This window comes from Mucilaginibacter terrae, from assembly GCF_042679325.1.
Lineage (GTDB): Bacteria > Bacteroidota > Bacteroidia > Sphingobacteriales > Sphingobacteriaceae > Mucilaginibacter > Mucilaginibacter terrae.
On sequence record NZ_JBHTMJ010000003.1, the window covers coordinates 208,560 to 225,961 of the forward strand.

The window sequence follows — 17,402 nt, forward strand, 5'->3', positions numbered from 1 at the left end:
GCACATCAAATATAGTGCATCCTAAATTTAATGCATTTTATATACCCCGCCTTTTTATTCGCCCTGCTAACACTGGCTATCCCGGTGCTCATACACTTATTCAATTTCAGGCGGTATCAAAAAGTGTATTTTAGCAATGTACAGTTTTTAAAAGAAGTTAAAGAGCAGCAGTCATCAAGGCGTAACTTACGCGAGCTTTTAATATTAGCCAGTAGGTTACTGGCATTTACTTTCCTGGTATTGGCATTTGCCCGGCCATATATTGCTGATAGAAATACTATTAAACCGGTTAGTCAGCAAATGGTGAGTATTTTTGTGGATAATTCATATTCTATGCAAACCCTCAGCACGGAGGGTAGTTTGTTAAATGAAGCTAAACGCCGTGCCAAGGAAATAGCTTCGGCTTATTCGCTGAACGACCGTTTTCAGCTGCTTACGCACAACTTTGAAGGTAAGCATCAGCGGCTGCTTAACCGGCAGGAGTTTAACGACGCGGTAGATGCAGTGAAGATTAGTGCGCAAAGCCGCACGCTGCAACAAATAACAGCCAGGCAGCAAAGCTTATTACAGGCCGCCCAGCCGGGCAATAAGCAGTTTTCCTATATCATATCCGATTTTCAGAAACAAGCTACAGGCATTGTAACCTTAAAAACAGATACGGGTTTTAATATAAGTTTAGTACAGTTGCAAGCCAACGTATTACCCAATGTGGCGGTAGATTCGGTATGGTTGATCAGCGCGGTACACCGCCCCGGCGAAACCGAAAAGCTGGTTGTTAAGCTGCACAATTACGCAGGAGAAGATGCCAAAGGTGTTCCGCTTAAATTAACGATAAACGGCAGGCAAAAGGCGTTAGGTAGTTTCAATATTAAGGCACGGGCAACCAGGCAAGATACCTTAACCTTTTCGGGTTTGCAGGCGGGCTGGCAAGAGGGTCAAATACAGTTGCAGGATAACCCGGTGATATTTGATAATCAGTTCTATTTTACTTTTAATGTAAAGGCAAAAATGCCCATACTGCTGGTTAATGGCGGCCAGCCTAACAAATATTTGCAGGCCGCTTTTAGCGCCGATGCGTTTTTTGAACCTGTTACCACCAACGCGGGTAACGTTAATTATGGAGGCTTAGCTACGTATCCGCTTATTGTATTGAGCGATATTAAAACCCTATCAACCGGGCTGGCACAACAGTTGAAAACTTATGTAGCCAAAGGCGGTACGCTGGCCGTTTTTCCTGCCCATGAAGCAGATATGCTAAGTTACCGTTCGCTTTTGCAACCTGCCGGAGCAGCATATCCCGAAAAATTGGTTACCGGAGCTACGCGGGTAAGTTCTTTAAACTTGCAAAATGCATTATTTAAATCAGTTTTTGAGGATGTGCCGCGCAGTCCCGATCTGCCCCTGGTACAAAAGTATTACCAGCTCAATGCCGGTAGCCAGGTACGCAGCGAAACCCTGATGGAACTACCCGGTCACCAGCCTTTTTGGAGCGGCTACCGCAGCGGTGCAGGTAAAATATATGTATCGGCCGTGCCTTTGCAGGAGGATTTCAGCAACCTGCCACGCCATGCTTTGCTGCTGCCGGTTTTATACCGTATGGCACTGCTAAGCGGGCACTATCAACCTTTGTTTAACACCATAGGCAACAACACAGCAATTGAAGCTGCACCGGTGCAATTGAGCGAAAAACAGATTATGAAGCTCAGCAACGGCAATCAAATATTGATACCTGATGTACGCCAGCAAGAGGGGAGTACCCTGCTGTATATGGCCGACCAGGTACAGCAACCCGGTAACTACCAGCTCAAAAAGCAGGATAGTTTGGTAGCTGTAATTGCGTTTAACAGCGATAAGATAGAATCGGACCTGACGTATTTTGACAAAGCCGGTTTAAAACAATTATTGCCCAACAACGGCCATATATTACAGGCCGGAAAGGGAAGTTTACAAGGGGCCGTAGCCGATACAAATTTTGGACAGCAATTATGGAAACTTTGTATAATTTTGACATTGATTTTTGTGGCTGCCGAAATACTGCTCATCCGGTTTTACCGGGTAGATAAGTTGCAGTCAAGTCGGCCGGTTTCTTATTAATAATAGCGTAAGCATAAACAGTGTCCTTTACATGAACTTGCTCATTAAATCTGCTACCATATTGTACCCTGGTTCCCCGTTTCATGGGCAAATTGCCGATGTGTTGCTGGAAAACGGTGTTGTGAAGAATATTGATGCTCATATCAATTCTGATGCGGAGTTGTTAGATGCCACAGGAAGCTACCTTTCGCCCGGCTTTTTTGATTTGAACTGCAACATAGGCGAACCGGGACTGGAAACGAAGGAAGACCTGACCACCGGTTTGCAGGCCGCGGCAGCAGGCGGATTTACCGGCCTTGCTTTAATGCCCGATACCGAACCTGCCGTACACTCCAAAACTGAAGTAGAATATATCATCAATAAAACCAAAGGTAATTTAGTGGATGTATTTCCTTTAGGAACTATATCGCATAAACGCGAAGGAAAGGACCTGGCCGAAATGTACGATATGTACCTGAGCGGCGCCATAGCATTTACCGATGGCAACAGGCCTGTAAAAGATGCCGGCTTAATGGAGCGTGCCTTACTATACGCACAAGGGTTTAACGGGCTTATATTCTCCTACCCCGAAGATGTGGCCATAGCAGGTAAAGCCAAGGTACATGAAGGTGTGGTAAGCACATTACTGGGTATGAAAGGAATCCCTTCATTAGCAGAGGAACTGATGATAGCACGCGACCTGTACCTGGCCGAGTACACCGGTTCGCCAATTCATTTCAGCACCGTATCAACCCGGCGCTCGGTAGAGCTGATCCGCGAGGCTAAGCATAAAGGGTTAAAAGTAAGCTGCGATGTGGCCGCGCACCACCTCATACTTACCGATGAGGCTTTGTTAGGCTTTGATAGCCTTTACAAAGTAAAACCACCGCTGCGTACCCAAACCGATGTTGATGCCCTGCTGCAAGGCTTAACAGATGGTGCCATAGATGCCATAGTATCGCAGCATACACCGCACGAAATTGAGTTTAAGGAAATGGAATTTGAAACCTCGGCCTATGGCATGATAGGTTTGCAAACGGCATTCTCATTAGCGGTTCGGGTTGGTTTAGCGCCACAACTTATTGTAGAAAAATTAGCGGTTAATCCACGCACTATACTAAACATTGATGCACCAATATTAGAAGCCGGCCAGATAGCTAACCTGGTTATATTTAATGTAGATGCCGAATGGAAATTCGATAAACAAAACAACCGTTCAAAATCTTCTAACTCGCCTTTTATTGGGCAGAACTTAAAAGGCAAAATACTGTTAACCTGTAACAACCAACAAGTAGTTACCAACTAATCTTAAAAATTCCATGATCGATCCAACTATACAAAATGCCATCAGCGCATCATTACAGGCTTATACGGCTTACACACCGTTAAATGTGGAAGAATTAACTGCCAGGTTAACCGACGTATTTGTTTTAGATGAAGACTTTTTAGACAAGGTGGATGCGCTGGATGAGGTATTTGACGAGTATCCGCAAGCCGAATCCTTACGGGAGGTTTTCTTTGACCTGCTAATGGTTAACTTTTTTAGTGCTGATATAGAAAGACTGGAAGAAGATTATCTGGATACCCCGGAGTGGGCGGATATTGAAGAAGAAACTATTGACCGCGGTACCGAGTTGCTCAACTTGTTGCTTTACCTCAACGAGTGCCGCGATGAAGCCATCGAGCCATCGTTAGAAGATTACCTTGCCGAATTTTTACTGGTGGATGACGATGAATTTCAGGATGAGCACCAGATTTATGAACCTATTATAGCCAATCAGATCCTGGTAGAAAGCACACCCGAAGAGGTGAAAAAGATAGCGGTAAAGGTAGCTGAGGATGCTGAATTGAAAGATTTATTCTACCCCATAATGACCTTTTTTCAAAACACCAAGCCTCGCGATAATGATAAGCAAACAGTAGCTGAAAACGCGGTAGATAAAAGTTTTGATATGGCCGTATTTACCATATTGGAAACGTTTAACCAGGACTAACCGATCTGTACTGCATGGAAAATATAAATTTGGCCGTCAGAAAGCAAGGTGCGCTTCGGGGATTATTGTTTGGTGCCTTTATGCTTCTGGTAGATGTACTCAAAATCTACTACCTTGCTTACTGGGCCAAATCACCTTTAGCTACTTTTATAGTATTGTATCCGGTTTACTATATCGTGTTGTTTGCTGTAACGCTACTATTTATTAATGGTTTAAGAAATAAGGTAGGCCGTTACTGGAATTTAAAACAGGCTATTACCGGCATATTTATTATGTTGTTTATAACCACAGTTATCTGGAACAATGGTATTGCTTTATTTGCAGATAAGATAAACCCTCAACTGGCCACAAAGTCGCATGTGGCATTTATGGAAACCCGTAAACAGGCCATGATCTCTCAGAAAACACCAACTGCTAAAATTAACGAAGAGGTTGACAATATGAACAAAACCTTTGCAGCCGGCAGCAGCGTAACTGTAGCCGGTTTCTTCCGGTCGTTATTGGTATCTGTAATATTAATCTTTGCGGTATCGGCTGTATTAGGTGTATTATTTAAAAAAGAACGGCCTGCCCAAGCTATTAACAGTTAAGGTAGCATTGGTGTAGTTTGCTTTACCGATATAATGCTGTCTACCACAAAATTACTTACTCCGCGCCACGGCAGGGTGTGAATATATTCTTTATAGTGAACTTCCAAAAAGGCTCCCGCGCTACGGTTCAACTGCCCGGCCACTTTTGGGTCGGTTACCGAAAACATAAACTCGTTCGATTGTATGGCACCTTGCGTAGGAGTACGTATCCCGGTTTGTATAAGCCTGCCCTCATAAGTTTTAAACAAATAACCTTTATGCACAAAGTAGTTCATGGTACCAGCTTTGGTTCCATCACCAAAAACAAAATAGTAACGGTAATAAATTACACCAAAAACAGCCAGTAAGGCCACTAAGGATACAATGGTGATTATGCGTTTTTTCATGGGTACAGGTATAACAAGTTTATTGGCAAATTGTAAGCATAGCTGCTATTTTAAGCAGTTTGTTTAAACTTCTATCAGTTTGTTTTTAATGGCATACAATACCAGGCCTACCCTGCTTTTAATTTGCAGTTTGTCAAATAGCTGGTCGCGATAGCCGTCAACCGTACGTGCGCTGATGCACATCTGGTCGGCAATCTCTTTGTAAGTAAGCTCGGTGCCGGCCAGCTTTAAAAATTCAACTTCCCTGCTGTTCAGCTTTATTTTTCCGGGTGCGTTATTAATATTATACACCAGGTGTTTGGTTACAAATTGCGGGAAATAAACTTCATTATTGGCTACCTTATGCAGAGCCTGCTCAAACTCATGTGGCTCGGCATCTTTAAGTAAATAGCCTTTTACGCCCAGTTTAAGCATAGCCAATACCTTATCGGCATCCTCAAACATGGATAGTACAATTATTTTTACTTCAGGATAATTAGTTTTAAGCCAATGGGCGGTATCCACTCCATTCATTTGGGGCATATTAATATCCAGTAAAAGAATGTGTGGTTTAGTTTTAGATGTTAGCTTCCGGCTTAGTTCAATGCCGTTGCTGGCTTCATATATAATTTTATAGCCGGGTAAACTGTTTATTAAAGCAGCCATACCGCTTCTGAACAAGCGATGGTCATCAACCAATACGATTTGGGTAGCTTGGGTTAGCATTTGTTTTTGGTGCAAGGTGGTCAAGTATAATGCTGATAGAACAACCATTACCCACCGAACTATTAATGGTTGCTGTAGCACCAATTAAGGCTGCCCTGCTTTCCATATTTTTAAGTCCCGATCCACCTCCTTCATTTAACCTTTTGGCAACCAAAAAGCCACGTCCATCATCAGCGAGGGTTAAGGTAAAGCTTTCTGTGTGAAACTGCAAATCGATTATGAAATTACGCGCTTCTGCATGTTTTAACGCATTATTTAACGATTCCTGGAAAATTCGGAACAATACCAGTTCCTTTTGTTCGCCCAGGGTATAGGGTTCGCCTTTCACATTTAAAATTAAAAGTAATAAGCCACTTTTATTTATCCTTTCGGTTTCTATTTGTATAGCCTTAACCAGGCCCAGGTGTGCAAAATGCTGAAAACTGAGGCTTTTCGAAAGGTCTCGCAAATCGTTGATAGCTTGAGCAACCAGTGCGCGGCTATCAATCATTTTTTGCTGTAATAACTGGTGGTTACCGCCAACTGGGTTTAGGTTAAGTTTTACAAAAGACAATACCTGACCTATATTATCATGTATCTCGCGCCCCACATAAGTGAGCGTTTGCTCTTGTATTTCCAGTTGTGCTTTAAGCAGTTCCTGTTTAAAATTAGCTTGAAGGTTTAGTTTTTCGATAATATGCAGGTTACGTCTTTTACGGTACACTAGCATAATCATAATAATAAATGCGCCCAGTACTAAAAACAATATAGTTATAGCTATGATTGCAGCTTCAAAGCTGAACGGTTCTTGCTGCATACAATAATGGCTATGCTAATACATAAGTATTCAAATATAATAAGGTTATGGTTAATTATACGAAATATATGAGTCCATCGCTTTTGCAGGTGGTTTTTAACAAAGTAAGGATGCATTAAGTTGATGGTAAAATCGCCAAGGTAAAATAGAAATAAACCTGTAGCAATCCAAAACATAGGCTCCTTTAGTAAATTTACAGGTTCCATTTTGCTAAATGCTTCGTAAAAGTAAAAAAACACAAATATGATGATTAATACAGTACCCAAAAGCATGGTATTGGTGTGAAATTTATCAAAACCTTGAATAAACAACTGATTTATTACAGCAGCAACCATATAAACAGGTATAGCAAACTTTGTAATCTCTTTGCGGTAACTGCCGTTTACGTTTTTGTAGAATAAGAAAAAAAACACAACAAATTCTATCACCGTAGTAATATTAAAAAGATGCACGTTGTCTTTATAAAGCTGTTTATCTGCAAGTTGCTTACCTATAATTTCTGCAGCTACTATCATCAACATGTAGGGCAGTAACACCCAATACGGTTTTTTTATAATACTTTTATAACAGATAATGCTGGCCATAAAGGCCAGCATTTCTGCATAATGAAACAATGATAATTCCATTAACTAAAAAACATATTTAATCTTATAATTCAGAACCTTCACAGTATGTTCCGTCAGCAGAGTCAAACGGAGGACACAAGCTGCCATGGTTATAAGCTTCAAGCACATTTAACAAGTATTGATCGGTGTCTTTAGTGTCATCAAGCACATCCTGGTTTACATTGCCTACTTTAATGGTTGGAACCAGCATTACCGTAATACGATCTTTCATGTTAGCACCCGGAAATTCGGCGTTATACTCACCAAAATATATTTTGATTCCCATTTTAGATGGATCCTTCAATCTGGGATCGGCAGTAAGGCTCGTTAAATAATCCATCAGCAACTGGTATTCAAAATAAACCTGTTGCGTTTTTCCCTTATTGTTTTTGAGGTAATTGTTTCGGATAGCTTTTGCTTCTTTACGGCGGATAGGTTTGTCTAATTTCATGTGAAGTATATTATTTCTGGTAAATATAATTGTCTTCAACCAGGTTGCCGCCCCGTGTTTTCACGGTATTTATCAGGTTAAACCGCTGTAGCATCAGCACACAAATTAGCTCAATTTAGCATTTATATCATTAAGCCCAAGTTTTAGCATGTAACAACACATGCCAGTATTAAAGCTGTTTTTTGTTTGGAGTAATAGTTAGTTTTTAAAATCGAAAAAGCCCTTCGCGATGAAGGGCTTTTTGTTAAAATTAACTGAATTATGGTTTCAAACCCGTGATATAAAATTTTGTTTATTAACTTAAAATATCCGCGTAAGAGGCCAGTATAGATCCCTATTTGATCATGTGCTTATAAATATCGTTACCAAATACAAACACCATAAGGGTAACTAAAATAACAAAGCCTACAATTTGTGCGCGCTCTAAAAACTTATCGCTTAACGGCTTGCCTTTAATCATCTCTATAATGAGGAACAGGGCATGACCACCATCTAACGCCGGTATAGGCAGCAGGTTCATCAAGGCCAAGGCCATAGATAGCAAGCCTACCAGGCTCCAGAAACGTACCCAATCTACATGGCTGCCAAACAATACTGCTATACCTATTGGGCTCGATAATGCCTTGTTGGCCTTAACCTGGCCGGTAAATACCTTACCTAAACCTTTGGCGTTATCGCTGAAAGTGCCCCAAGCTTTTGATGCACCAATTGGTAAAGAACCAAAGAAACCAAACCGTAAGGTTTTTTCTTCGGGCAAATCGGTTTTTACTTTAATGCCAAAGCGGCCATCGGCAAAACCGAGCATGCCATCCTTGTTTACGGCCGCTGATAAAGACAGAGTGTTGTTGTTGCGCCTTACGGTTAAGCCTACCTGCTTATTTTTATATTGTTGCACCTGGCTAACAAATTCATCGTAGAAGCGTACAGGTACACCGTTTACGGCTATCACGCTGTCGCCTTTTTGCAAGCCTGCCTTTTGGGCATTGCTGTTAGCCACTACCGAATCTACTCGAAAGGTGGTACGCGGCATGCGGCTAATGAATTGCTCGATACCCAGATCAGATACATCGTTCAAAATATTGCCGGGTACCTTAACATTAAGCGTTTGCGTGTTACGCTGTACAGTAAGCGTACTGTTACCCATTAATACTTTAGAGCTGATAAGGTCTTCGAAGCGTTCCACTTTTTGACCGTTCACGGCAGTAATTTTATCACCAGCTTCCAAGCCAATACCTTTACCTATGCTACCCGGTACAATACCGTATTTAAGGGCATCGTTAGGGATGTAGCTTTCGCCGTATTTAATGGTGAGCACCCAAAATATAAGCACACCCAAAACAATGTTTACAAAAATGCCACCCAGCATTACAATTAAACGCTGCCAGGCTGGTTTGGAACGAAACTCCCAGGGCTGCGGAGGACCGGCCATCTGATCGGTATCCATCGACTCGTCTATCATGCCGGCAATCTTTACGTAGCCTCCTAAAGGCAACCAGCCCATGCCGTATTCAACACCTTTATAGTTGAATTTGAACAGGCTGAAATTCCAGGCATCAAAAAACAGGTAAAACTTTTCTACTTTTATTCCGAATGCACGGGCGGCAATAAAATGACCGAACTCGTGTAATATTACTAAAATTGATAGGCCCAGTATTAACTGGCCTGCCATAATCACTATATCCATTATGTATTTTACGTTCTTAAACCGTTAATGCCTTTAACGGCATTTGTTCAATTAAATTTTGTGCTAATATGCGTGTTTCTTTATCAGTATTCAAATAATCTGCTAAAGATGGCCGATCAATGGCAGTTACTTTTTGCATACATTGTTCTATAACATCGCTCATACCTAAAAAGCTCACCTTATCCGTAAGGAAACCGGCCACGGCAACTTCGTTGGCCGCATTAACAATGCAGGGCATGTTGCCACCTGTTTTAAGTGCTTCAAAAGCCAGTACCAGGTTGCGGAAGGTCTTCGTATCGGGCTTTTCAAAGTTGAGGTTAGGGTAGGCGGTAAAGTCGAAACGCGGGTAGGCGTTCTTTATCCTTTCTGGATAGCCCAAGGCATATTGTATAGGCAGCTTCATATCTGGCAAACCCATTTGGGCTTTTATCGATCCATCCTGAAACTGCACCAGCGAGTGAACAATCGACTGCGGGTGAACGATCACCTCTATTTGTTCCAGTTGCAAATCGAACAGCCATTTGGCCTCAATAACTTCCAACCCCTTGTTCATCAAAGAAGCCGAATCGATGGTGATCTTGGCTCCCATTACCCAGTTAGGGTGTTTTAAAGCCTGATGACGGGTAACGGTTTCTAAAAAGTTTTTATCCTTGCCGCGGAACGGTCCGCCTGATGCGGTGAGAATGATTTTTTCAATCGGGTTTTGTTCTTCGCCCGCCAGGCACTGAAATATAGCCGAATGTTCCGAATCTACCGGTAATAGCTTAACATTATGTTGTTTGGCTAATGCAGTGATCAGTTCTCCGGCTACTACCAGCGTTTCCTTATTAGCCAGGGCAATGTCTTTACCAGCTTTAACTGCGTTAATGGTTGGTTCTAAACCGGCGAAGCCCACCATGGCAGTGAGTACTATATCAATTTCGGGCAGGGTAACTATGCTCTTTACTTCATTGTAACCGGCTAAAACTTGTGTTTTGGTATGGGCTAACGCTTCTTTTACTGGCTGGTACAAGCTTTCATCGCATATTACCGCGTAAGCAGGTCGAAACTTTAAGGCCTGCGCAATAAGCAAGTCTGCGTTGCGATGCGCGGTAAGTACCAGCGCGTTAAAGCGGCTGGGGTTTTCGGCAATAACCTCCAGCGTTTGGGTACCAATACTGCCGGTTGAACCGAGAATGGCAATTTGCTTTACAGGAGAATCAGATAGAATATGCATTTATACTTATACGCTGTCTAAAAAATTATAACTTAAAAATCATCAGTTATGCTGAATTTAGTTCAGCATCCCATTATAAAAGTAAGCTCTTTGCATACCTTGGCTTTTGGAGTGCCGAAACAATTTCGGCATGGGTATTATCTTTAAATAATTTATGGTTCAATAACATCAATCGCCAGCGCATCCGCAATCTTACGATCGTTGGATAACCTTGGCACTTTATTTTGCCCGCCCAGTTTACCTTGCGAGCGCATAAAGTTAATAAAACTATCGGGCTGTAAACTTCTGACTACCAAAGGGCGCAAAATGTTACCTTCTATTAAATCAAAATAGTAAATATTTTTTTGCTGGAGGGCTTTATCCACTTTTTGGGCGAATGCAGGTATATCTGCAGGAGCCTTCCCAAACTCTACAAACCACTCGTGGTAGGGCAGTCCGCCTTCGGTTGGGTTAACCTGTGGGGCAACGGTAAATTCTACCACATCAATGCCTTCTTCCCGGGCAACGCTCATGAGGGCATGTTCCACTTCTTCGCCTATCACATGCTCGCCGAAGGCCGATATGTAATGTTTAATACGACCGCTTACGATGATTTTGTAAGGATTAAGCGAGGTGAATTTAACGGTATCGCCTAAGCTGTACCCCCACAAACCTGCATTGGTATTCATAATAAGCGCGTAGTTTTTGTTCAGTTTCACCTGGCTTAAACTCAGGCGGGTTGGGTTTTCGTTAAAAAACTCCTCGGTAGGAATGAACTCGTAAAATATTCCCGAGTTAACCAACAGCAACAGTCCCTTATCCTTTTGCGAATCCTGGAAAGCAATAAAGCCTTCGGATGCCGGGTAGGTTTCAATGGTATCGATACCGAAACCTATGCTTTCTTCTATCCGGGCGCGGTAAGGTTCATAATTTACGCCGCCGTAAACAAACAGCTTAAAGTTAGGAAATATGTCCTTGATTTTTTTGCCACCCGCTTTGGCCGAGAGCCTGTCAAAATACATCTGGCACCATGGCGGAATCCCTGAAATGAGGCGCATATCCTGGTTGTGGGTTTCTTCCACAATGGCATCTACCTTTTGCTCCCAATCATCAATGCAATTTACCTCGTAGCTGGGCAAGCGGTTCTTTTGCAAATATGCCGGTACATGGTGCGCCACAATACCCGAAAGGCGACCAGTAGCCACACCTGCCTTTTCGCTCATTACCGGGCTGCCTTGCAGAAATATCATTTTGCCATCCACAAAATCGGCCTTACCGGTTTCGTGGATATAGCTTAGCAATGCGTTGCGGGCCGCTTTAATATGCTCGGGCATGCTTTCATTAGAAATAGGAATATATTTCACACCTGAGGTAGTGCCCGACGTTTTAGCGAGGTAAGCAGGTTTACCCGGCCACAGTACATCAGCTTCGCCGTTAGTAACGCGGTCAATGTACGGGCGGAGGTCCTCGTAATCGCGCAGGGGGACAAAGGCTTTAAAATCTTCGTAGGTATGAATGTTGGCAAAGTGATGGTCTTTACCAAAGGCGGTATATTTAGCCTTGCTAAGGAGTTGTTGCAAGGTTTGCTGTTGCAAGGTTACCGCGTTTTGACGTATATGGTCAATATCGCGGTTTACCCAGGCGGCAAACAGTTTGCTCAGTATCGCTTTTACACCCATGCGTTACAAGGTTTCTGATACGTCATCGTCCAAATCCTTATGGCTGTAAACCAATTTGCGGTAAGTAGCCATAATCATCACCTGCACGGTAGGGAACGATATAGCGAACCAGCATATCGCAGCTATTTTAGCGATATAACTGTTGCTATCAACATCGAATAACAGGGTGATAAATAAATTAATGATGATTAGCAGTAACGCAATAAAGCCCACCACAATTAATATAAGCCCTAATACTTTAAAGAAGTTATTCCAAGTAATGTAAAAGCTTTGCTTTAACGATTCTATCGGTCCCGAATCTTCGTCTACAATAAAGCACAGACAAAATACAGAGCGGATCAATAAATATCCAATACCTAAAATCTCTAATTTATCCATTATTTGTTGAAGCAATGGATAGTTTACCAGTTTTAAATTTAAGAAAATGATGGTGCCAATAACTACAGTGTACAATATGCCCACTGTAACAAACGAAAGTGCCATTTTTAACGATGGTAATATATCCCGAAACTCAAATTCGTAATATTCCCTGTCCATAAGGGTTAATATAAGTTTATAGAAGCTGAGAACCAGGTACGATTGTACCAGCATCATGAAAAAAACAAACGCTACTTGGCTATATTGGTTATCATAAACTACAATAAAACCGGTGAAAAAACTGATGATCTCATAAAAGATCAATGAGATCATCGAGTACACAATCAGCGAGATATAATTCTTTTTGATAACATTCCATGCTGTCTTAATAGTTTCGGCAATGGAAAAAGGGTGATACATAGATGCTTACGGTTGTTTTAATACTTTGCGCTTCCAAAAATCCTGCATAAAGCCTAAGCCATAAGCAGTGAGCTGAATAAAGGCTGCGCCTATGCTCAAAAATGCAACTTTTAACGATTTGTTTTGGTACCAGGAATGAAAAAATATCAACAAAATAAATAAGGCCAAAACAAAGTTGCCCAGCAAGGCAATTGGCCACATCAGCAAATTAGCTATAAGGGTAAATAAGAAGCCCAAAGTGAAAAATGCCGGAAAAAAATGCACCGGCTTTAGTTCGGCCGGGAAGAACATGGAAATATTGATACGTGCCCTGCCAAAAAAGTGCAGCTGCTTGTAAAATTGCAGGTAACTGGTGCGCCGTTTATGGTAAACTTTGGCTTCGGGTATCAATCCTATTTTAAAACCCAATGAATGGATGCGGATACTGTACTCAATATCTTCGCCTAAGCGTGTAATTATAAAACCGCCGGCCTTTTCCCATACCTGCCGCGATACTCCCATATTAAAGCTGCGCGGATGAAACTGACCTATCCCTTTTTTATTACCGCGGATGCCGCCTGTGGTAAACGGCGAGGTCATGCTGTAACTGATGGCCTTTTGCATGGGGGTAAAGGAGTGGTGGGCATCATCGGGGCCGCCGTAGGCATCCAGGTAATTGGTGCTGAAGCGGTTGTTTACCACTTCCAGGTATGTTTCGGGGATAAGGCAGTCGGAATCGAAAATAATAAAGTAATCACCTTTGGCGCGTTCAAAGCCAAAATTGCGGCTGAAGCCCTGTCCTTCGTTGGGTTTAAAGTAATAATGAACATTTAAACGGCCTGCAAATGCGGCCACAATGTCTTTAGCTTCCTTAACCGATCCGTCCTCAATAATCAAAACCTCAAAATGCTTATAAGTTTGCAGCGTAAGGCTTTCCAGCAGTTCTTTGATTTCCTGCGGACGATTATATAAGGGTATGATGATGGAAAAAAACATTTATTAGATGTGCAGATTTAAAATGTGCAAATATGCAGATGATGAATAACATTCAAGGCAGATGTGAGGATAAAAGGGCATTCGCACATTTGCATATCTTCCCATTTGCACATCTACAATGTTTCTTCTATCTGGTAATTATTGCGCTCACTCGAGTTTCGCGATACCAGTTCGGCCACAAAACCGGTGAGGAAAAGCTGGAACCCAACGATGATAGCTACCAGCGCAAGGTAGAATAAAGGCTGATCGGTAGCGTTGCGATACTTTTCGTTATTTGAAATATGGATGAGTTTTTCGGCCAGGATCCAAACCGCCATTACCAGGCCTAAAAAGAAGCTCAGCACACCCATCGAACCGAAAAAGTGCATGGGGCGTTTACCGAACTTGCCTACAAAAAATATGGACAGCAGGTCTAAAAATCCATTAATAAAACGGCTCATACCAAATTTGGTAGTGCCGTATTTGCGGGCGCGGTGTTCTACCACCTGTTCGCCAATTTTGGTGAAGCCCGCCCATTTAGCTATTACAGGAATGTAGCGGTGCATTTCGCCGTACACCTCAATGTTTTTCACCACGGCTTTGCGGTAAGCTTTTAAACCACAGTTAAAGTCGTGCAGGTTATCAATGCCCGACATGCTGCGGGTAGCGGCATTAAACAAACGGGTAGGTATGGTTTTGCTGAGCGGATCGTACCGTTTGGCTTTCCAGCCCGATATGAGGTCGTATTTTTCTTCAATAATGCGGCGGTATAGTTCGGGTATTTCATCGGGGCTGTCTTGCAAATCAGCATCCATAGTAATAATAACATTGCCCTGTGCGGCTTCAAAGCCGGTGTTTAACGCGGCCGATTTTCCATAATTTCGTCGGAACTTAATGCCTCTTATAGCCGGATTTTGCGCATGCAGCCCGCTTATGGCCTCCCATGAACCATCGCGACTACCATCATCCACCAAAATAACCTCGTACGTAAAACGGTTGGCTTCCATTACCCGGCTTATCCATGCGGTAAGTTCGGGTAACGATTCTACTTCGTTCAATAAAGGTACAACAACTGAAATATCCATGCATTAAGCTTAAAAGCCTTAAAGGCTCTACCTGTAACAGGCAAAAATATAAAAAAAGTCGGGTATTGGAGGAGAGAAACAAGAGGCAAGAAACAAGAGCCAAGAGTTTGAATAGGGTAGGACTTTGCGAGTTTCTTATTAAGAGACAAGAGCCAGGCATGGGAGTATGTGTAAACTTATAAGGTTCTTGTTTCTTGTCTCTTACTTCTTGTTTCTATCTTTTACTGCACTCTCTTCCTCACCGTGTTTAAATAAACCGATGTGCCTGCACCCAATAATGCGCCGGTGGCTACATCGCTGGGGTAATGCAGGCCAAGGTACATGCGTGAGTAACTTACCGAGCCAGCCCATAAGGCAGCGGGTGCAATTACATACCATTTAGGATAAGCCATTGATAAGGCCGTTGCTGTGCTAAACGACGAAGCTGCATGACCCGATGGAAACGAATATTCACCAGCTATATAAACCGGGAAAATGCGGAAGTTGCCCCGAAAGGGGCGGGGGCGTTTTACCAGGCGTTTAATAATTAACACCGCCACGTACGAAAGTGCCGAACTGCTGGCCACATACAGTGCGTTTTGACGCATTTCCCTGTTATTACTGATGGTGCCGCCGATGAGCAAGCTGGCCGGAACCAGGGCGTTGCCGTACAAATTAGTTTTCGATATAAAATAGTTGAAATCGGTTTGGCGGGGGTTGCGGTTATCGGCAAAATGGATCATAATCCGGTCATCTAACGATGAGCCTGCAATACGTGTGCTCATGGCTAACTTTGGTTTAAGCAATGTGTCGTTAGCCGCGGTAACCACAACATCTTGCTGTGCTTTAGCGGTTAACTGCAGTAGCAGCAGGGTAGCAATGGTATGTAAAATGTAAAGAGTTGAGTTATGGCCGGTCATTGATACAAGCATAAGCATAAGTTGGTAAATGTGCTTATGGCAGCAAAAATAAAACGATTAATATATCCCTGTAGCGTAATAATGATAACTTAATGGCGTATTTTAATAAATTGGGAGTAATTAGTACCTTTAACAAGCGTTAGCTATAGGTAAATACCTTGCAAAAGGCTAAACTAAAATTATTTAATTTTATTATAATGCAGTACTTTAACACAGTGGCAAGGTGCCGGTTATATGAGGTTACAACCATTGTGCAACATATTCACATTCCACTATGAACTATCAAGAACTGCTGGATAAAGTAAAACAGCAGGTATTAGCTTACTTTAAGCTTCGTAAAAACGAAGACCTGCTTTACCATAACCGTAAGCATACCGAGGATGTGGTTACTGCAGCCATACAAATAGCCAACCATTACCAACTGGATGATAAAGACTTTTTTGTAGTTACAGCCTCCGCATGGTTTCATGATGCGGGCTATATGGAAAGTTTAGATAACCACGAGGAACAAAGTGCCCGCCTGGCCGAAGAGTTTTTAAATAATCAGCATATAGAAAACGCTGTAATACAAGAGGTAAAAGGCTGTATTATGGCTACCAAAATGCCGCAAAAGCCCGTAGGCTTGCTGCAAAGCATTATTTGCGATGCCGATGTATTTCACTTAGGTACCGTAGATTTTGATGATAACAATAAGCAACTGCGTAAAGAGTGTAAACTGGTTTATAAATGCGATTTCAGTAAACCCGACTGGCGTCACAAAACCATCCAATTTATGCAGGCGCACCATTACCATACCGATTATGCGCAGATGCTCCTGAACGACCAAAAGGAAAAAAACTTGCAGGGGTTGAAAGACAAAGAAGCGGAGTGGAACGAAAAAAATAAACCTACCCAGGCTATTGAAGCTTTGCCCGTACTCCCGGTAATTGAAAACAAGCCTCAAACAGTGGATGTTTATGAAGAAAAAGAGGTGAAAAAAAAGGACAGGCCCGATAAAGGTATTGAAACCATGTTTAGGGTAAGCTCGAGCAACCACCAGCGCCTGAGCGATATGGCCGATAACAAAGCACATATCATGATCACGGTAAACTCTATCATTTTGTCGGCCATCATCAGTTTGCTCTTACGCCGGCTGGAAGATTACAGCTATCTAATTGTTCCAACCTTTATTATACTGGTGGTGAGTTTAACTACTATGGTTTTTTCCATATTGGCTACCCGCCCGTCTTTGCCCGAAGGGTATTTTACCAAGGAAGATGTAGAGGCGAAAAAGGTAAACCTGCTCTTCTTCGGTAATTTTTACCGCATGAGCCTGCCCGATTATATTGCCGGGATGCGCAATGTAATGGCCGATAGGGAGTATTTATATGGCAGTTTAATCATCGACGTGTACTCACAGGGCGTAGTGCTGGGGCGTAAATACCGTTTGCTACGTATTTCGTATAATATATTTATGTTCGGGTTAATAGCATCGGTGTTGGCCTTTATAATAGCCGCCGCCCTTAATGGTAACGGAAAGCACTAAATAT

The 17,402-nt window shown here is 42.4% G+C and carries 17 protein-coding genes; 5 read left to right on the top strand and 12 right to left on the bottom strand.

Going from position 1 to position 17,402, the window contains the following annotated elements; translation table 11 throughout:
• Window positions 1–30 precede the first annotated feature (30 nt).
• The 4 genes from ACFQ3S_RS03015 to ACFQ3S_RS03030 are packed head-to-tail and all read left to right on the top strand — an operon-like array spanning window position 31 to window position 4,657.
• Complete coding sequence (locus ACFQ3S_RS03015) at window positions 31–2,094, top strand: BatA domain-containing protein (protein ID WP_377161099.1); 2,064 nt, start codon at window positions 31–33, stop codon at window positions 2,092–2,094.
• 31 nt (window positions 2,095–2,125) lie between these two features.
• Window positions 2,126–3,379 (top strand): dihydroorotase, encoded by a 1,254-nt coding sequence (locus ACFQ3S_RS03020; protein ID WP_377161101.1) that lies wholly within the window; start codon window positions 2,126–2,128, stop codon window positions 3,377–3,379.
• A gap of 13 nt (window positions 3,380–3,392) precedes the next feature.
• Window positions 3,393–4,067: a hypothetical protein gene (locus tag ACFQ3S_RS03025; protein WP_377161103.1), complete on the top strand. Its 675-nt coding sequence runs from the start codon at window positions 3,393–3,395 to the stop codon at window positions 4,065–4,067.
• A 14-nt stretch (window positions 4,068–4,081) separates the two neighbouring features.
• Window positions 4,082–4,657 carry a DUF4199 family protein gene (locus ACFQ3S_RS03030; RefSeq protein ID WP_377161105.1) on the top strand — a complete coding sequence of 192 codons (576 nt, stop codon included), beginning with the start codon at window positions 4,082–4,084 and terminating at the stop codon, window positions 4,655–4,657.
• Here the strand turns inward: ACFQ3S_RS03030 and ACFQ3S_RS03035 are convergent.
• The 12 genes from ACFQ3S_RS03035 to ACFQ3S_RS03090 all read right to left on the bottom strand — a co-directional run bounded on the left by ACFQ3S_RS03035 (window position 4,654) and on the right by ACFQ3S_RS03090 (window position 15,891).
• Window positions 4,654–5,043 carry a hypothetical protein gene (locus ACFQ3S_RS03035; protein ID WP_377161107.1) on the bottom strand — a complete coding sequence of 130 codons (390 nt, stop codon included), beginning with the start codon at window positions 5,041–5,043 and terminating at the stop codon, window positions 4,654–4,656. The genes ACFQ3S_RS03030 and ACFQ3S_RS03035 overlap by 4 nt on opposite strands.
• Before the next feature lie 63 nt (window positions 5,044–5,106).
• Window positions 5,107–5,748, bottom strand: coding sequence for a response regulator (locus tag ACFQ3S_RS03040; RefSeq protein ID WP_377161109.1), 642 nt, complete (start codon window positions 5,746–5,748; stop codon window positions 5,107–5,109).
• Window positions 5,714–6,544 carry a sensor histidine kinase gene (locus tag ACFQ3S_RS03045; protein ID WP_377161111.1) on the bottom strand — a complete coding sequence of 277 codons (831 nt, stop codon included), beginning with the start codon at window positions 6,542–6,544 and terminating at the stop codon, window positions 5,714–5,716. Before ACFQ3S_RS03045 ends, ACFQ3S_RS03040 begins: the two co-directional genes overlap by 35 nt.
• Complete coding sequence (locus ACFQ3S_RS03050; protein ID WP_377161113.1) at window positions 6,505–7,170, bottom strand: hypothetical protein; 666 nt, start codon at window positions 7,168–7,170, stop codon at window positions 6,505–6,507. Before ACFQ3S_RS03050 ends, ACFQ3S_RS03045 begins: the two co-directional genes overlap by 40 nt.
• A 22-nt stretch (window positions 7,171–7,192) precedes the next feature.
• Window positions 7,193–7,600 (bottom strand): hypothetical protein, encoded by a 408-nt coding sequence (locus ACFQ3S_RS03055; RefSeq protein ID WP_377161115.1) that lies wholly within the window; start codon window positions 7,598–7,600, stop codon window positions 7,193–7,195.
• 334 nt (window positions 7,601–7,934) lie between these two features.
• On the bottom strand, window positions 7,935–9,284 hold the full coding sequence (gene rseP / locus ACFQ3S_RS03060; RefSeq protein ID WP_377161117.1) for an RIP metalloprotease RseP: 1,350 nt from the start codon (window positions 9,282–9,284) through the stop codon (window positions 7,935–7,937).
• 16 nt (window positions 9,285–9,300) lie between these two features.
• On the bottom strand, window positions 9,301–10,500 hold the full coding sequence (locus ACFQ3S_RS03065) for a 1-deoxy-D-xylulose-5-phosphate reductoisomerase (RefSeq protein ID WP_377161119.1): 1,200 nt from the start codon (window positions 10,498–10,500) through the stop codon (window positions 9,301–9,303).
• A 152-nt stretch (window positions 10,501–10,652) separates the two neighbouring features.
• Window positions 10,653–12,158: a GH3 auxin-responsive promoter family protein gene (locus tag ACFQ3S_RS03070; RefSeq protein WP_377161121.1), complete on the bottom strand. Its 1,506-nt coding sequence runs from the start codon at window positions 12,156–12,158 to the stop codon at window positions 10,653–10,655.
• A 3-nt stretch (window positions 12,159–12,161) separates the two neighbouring features.
• A complete protein-coding gene (locus tag ACFQ3S_RS03075) occupies window positions 12,162–12,935 on the bottom strand; it encodes a hypothetical protein (protein WP_377161123.1) in 774 nt (257 codons plus the stop codon).
• A gap of 6 nt (window positions 12,936–12,941) precedes the next feature.
• The gene (locus ACFQ3S_RS03080; protein ID WP_377161125.1) at window positions 12,942–13,910 is read right to left on the bottom strand and encodes a glycosyltransferase; all 969 of its coding nucleotides are present in this window, start codon (window positions 13,908–13,910) and stop codon (window positions 12,942–12,944) included.
• Window positions 13,911–14,023: 113 nt separating this feature from the next.
• Window positions 14,024–14,974, bottom strand: a complete 951-nt coding sequence (locus tag ACFQ3S_RS03085) for a glycosyltransferase family 2 protein (RefSeq protein ID WP_377161127.1) — start codon at window positions 14,972–14,974, stop codon at window positions 14,024–14,026.
• 221 nt (window positions 14,975–15,195) lie between these two features.
• The gene (locus ACFQ3S_RS03090) at window positions 15,196–15,891 is read right to left on the bottom strand and encodes a phosphatase PAP2 family protein (RefSeq protein WP_377161129.1); all 696 of its coding nucleotides are present in this window, start codon (window positions 15,889–15,891) and stop codon (window positions 15,196–15,198) included.
• Between the two features lie 256 nt (window positions 15,892–16,147).
• Between ACFQ3S_RS03090 and ACFQ3S_RS03095 the strand changes: the two genes are divergently transcribed.
• Window positions 16,148–17,398 (top strand): Pycsar system effector family protein, encoded by a 1,251-nt coding sequence (locus tag ACFQ3S_RS03095; protein ID WP_377161131.1) that lies wholly within the window; start codon window positions 16,148–16,150, stop codon window positions 17,396–17,398.
• Window positions 17,399–17,402: the final 4 nt, after the last annotated feature.

Bases quoted from the DNA above. Each gene is read 5' to 3' on its own strand.
- ACFQ3S_RS03015 (WP_377161099.1), top strand. From the start codon at position 31: ATGCATTTTATATACCCCGCCTTTTTATTCGCCCTGCTAACACTGGCT.
- ACFQ3S_RS03020 (WP_377161101.1), top strand. From the start codon at position 2,126: ATGAACTTGCTCATTAAATCTGCTACCATATTGTACCCTGGTTCCCCG.
- ACFQ3S_RS03025 (WP_377161103.1), top strand. From the start codon at position 3,393: ATGATCGATCCAACTATACAAAATGCCATCAGCGCATCATTACAGGCT.
- ACFQ3S_RS03030 (WP_377161105.1), top strand. From the start codon at position 4,082: ATGGAAAATATAAATTTGGCCGTCAGAAAGCAAGGTGCGCTTCGGGGA.
- ACFQ3S_RS03035 (WP_377161107.1), bottom strand. From the start codon at position 5,043: ATGAAAAAACGCATAATCACCATTGTATCCTTAGTGGCCTTACTGGCT.
- ACFQ3S_RS03040 (WP_377161109.1), bottom strand. From the start codon at position 5,748: ATGCTAACCCAAGCTACCCAAATCGTATTGGTTGATGACCATCGCTTG.
- ACFQ3S_RS03045 (WP_377161111.1), bottom strand. From the start codon at position 6,544: ATGCAGCAAGAACCGTTCAGCTTTGAAGCTGCAATCATAGCTATAACT.
- ACFQ3S_RS03050 (WP_377161113.1), bottom strand. From the start codon at position 7,170: ATGGAATTATCATTGTTTCATTATGCAGAAATGCTGGCCTTTATGGCC.
- ACFQ3S_RS03055 (WP_377161115.1), bottom strand. From the start codon at position 7,600: ATGAAATTAGACAAACCTATCCGCCGTAAAGAAGCAAAAGCTATCCGA.
- rseP (WP_377161117.1), bottom strand. From the start codon at position 9,284: ATGGATATAGTGATTATGGCAGGCCAGTTAATACTGGGCCTATCAATT.
- ACFQ3S_RS03065 (WP_377161119.1), bottom strand. From the start codon at position 10,500: ATGCATATTCTATCTGATTCTCCTGTAAAGCAAATTGCCATTCTCGGT.
- ACFQ3S_RS03070 (WP_377161121.1), bottom strand. From the start codon at position 12,158: ATGGGTGTAAAAGCGATACTGAGCAAACTGTTTGCCGCCTGGGTAAAC.
- ACFQ3S_RS03075 (WP_377161123.1), bottom strand. From the start codon at position 12,935: ATGTATCACCCTTTTTCCATTGCCGAAACTATTAAGACAGCATGGAAT.
- ACFQ3S_RS03080 (WP_377161125.1), bottom strand. From the start codon at position 13,910: ATGTTTTTTTCCATCATCATACCCTTATATAATCGTCCGCAGGAAATC.
- ACFQ3S_RS03085 (WP_377161127.1), bottom strand. From the start codon at position 14,974: ATGGATATTTCAGTTGTTGTACCTTTATTGAACGAAGTAGAATCGTTA.
- ACFQ3S_RS03090 (WP_377161129.1), bottom strand. From the start codon at position 15,891: ATGCTTATGCTTGTATCAATGACCGGCCATAACTCAACTCTTTACATT.
- ACFQ3S_RS03095 (WP_377161131.1), top strand. From the start codon at position 16,148: ATGAACTATCAAGAACTGCTGGATAAAGTAAAACAGCAGGTATTAGCT.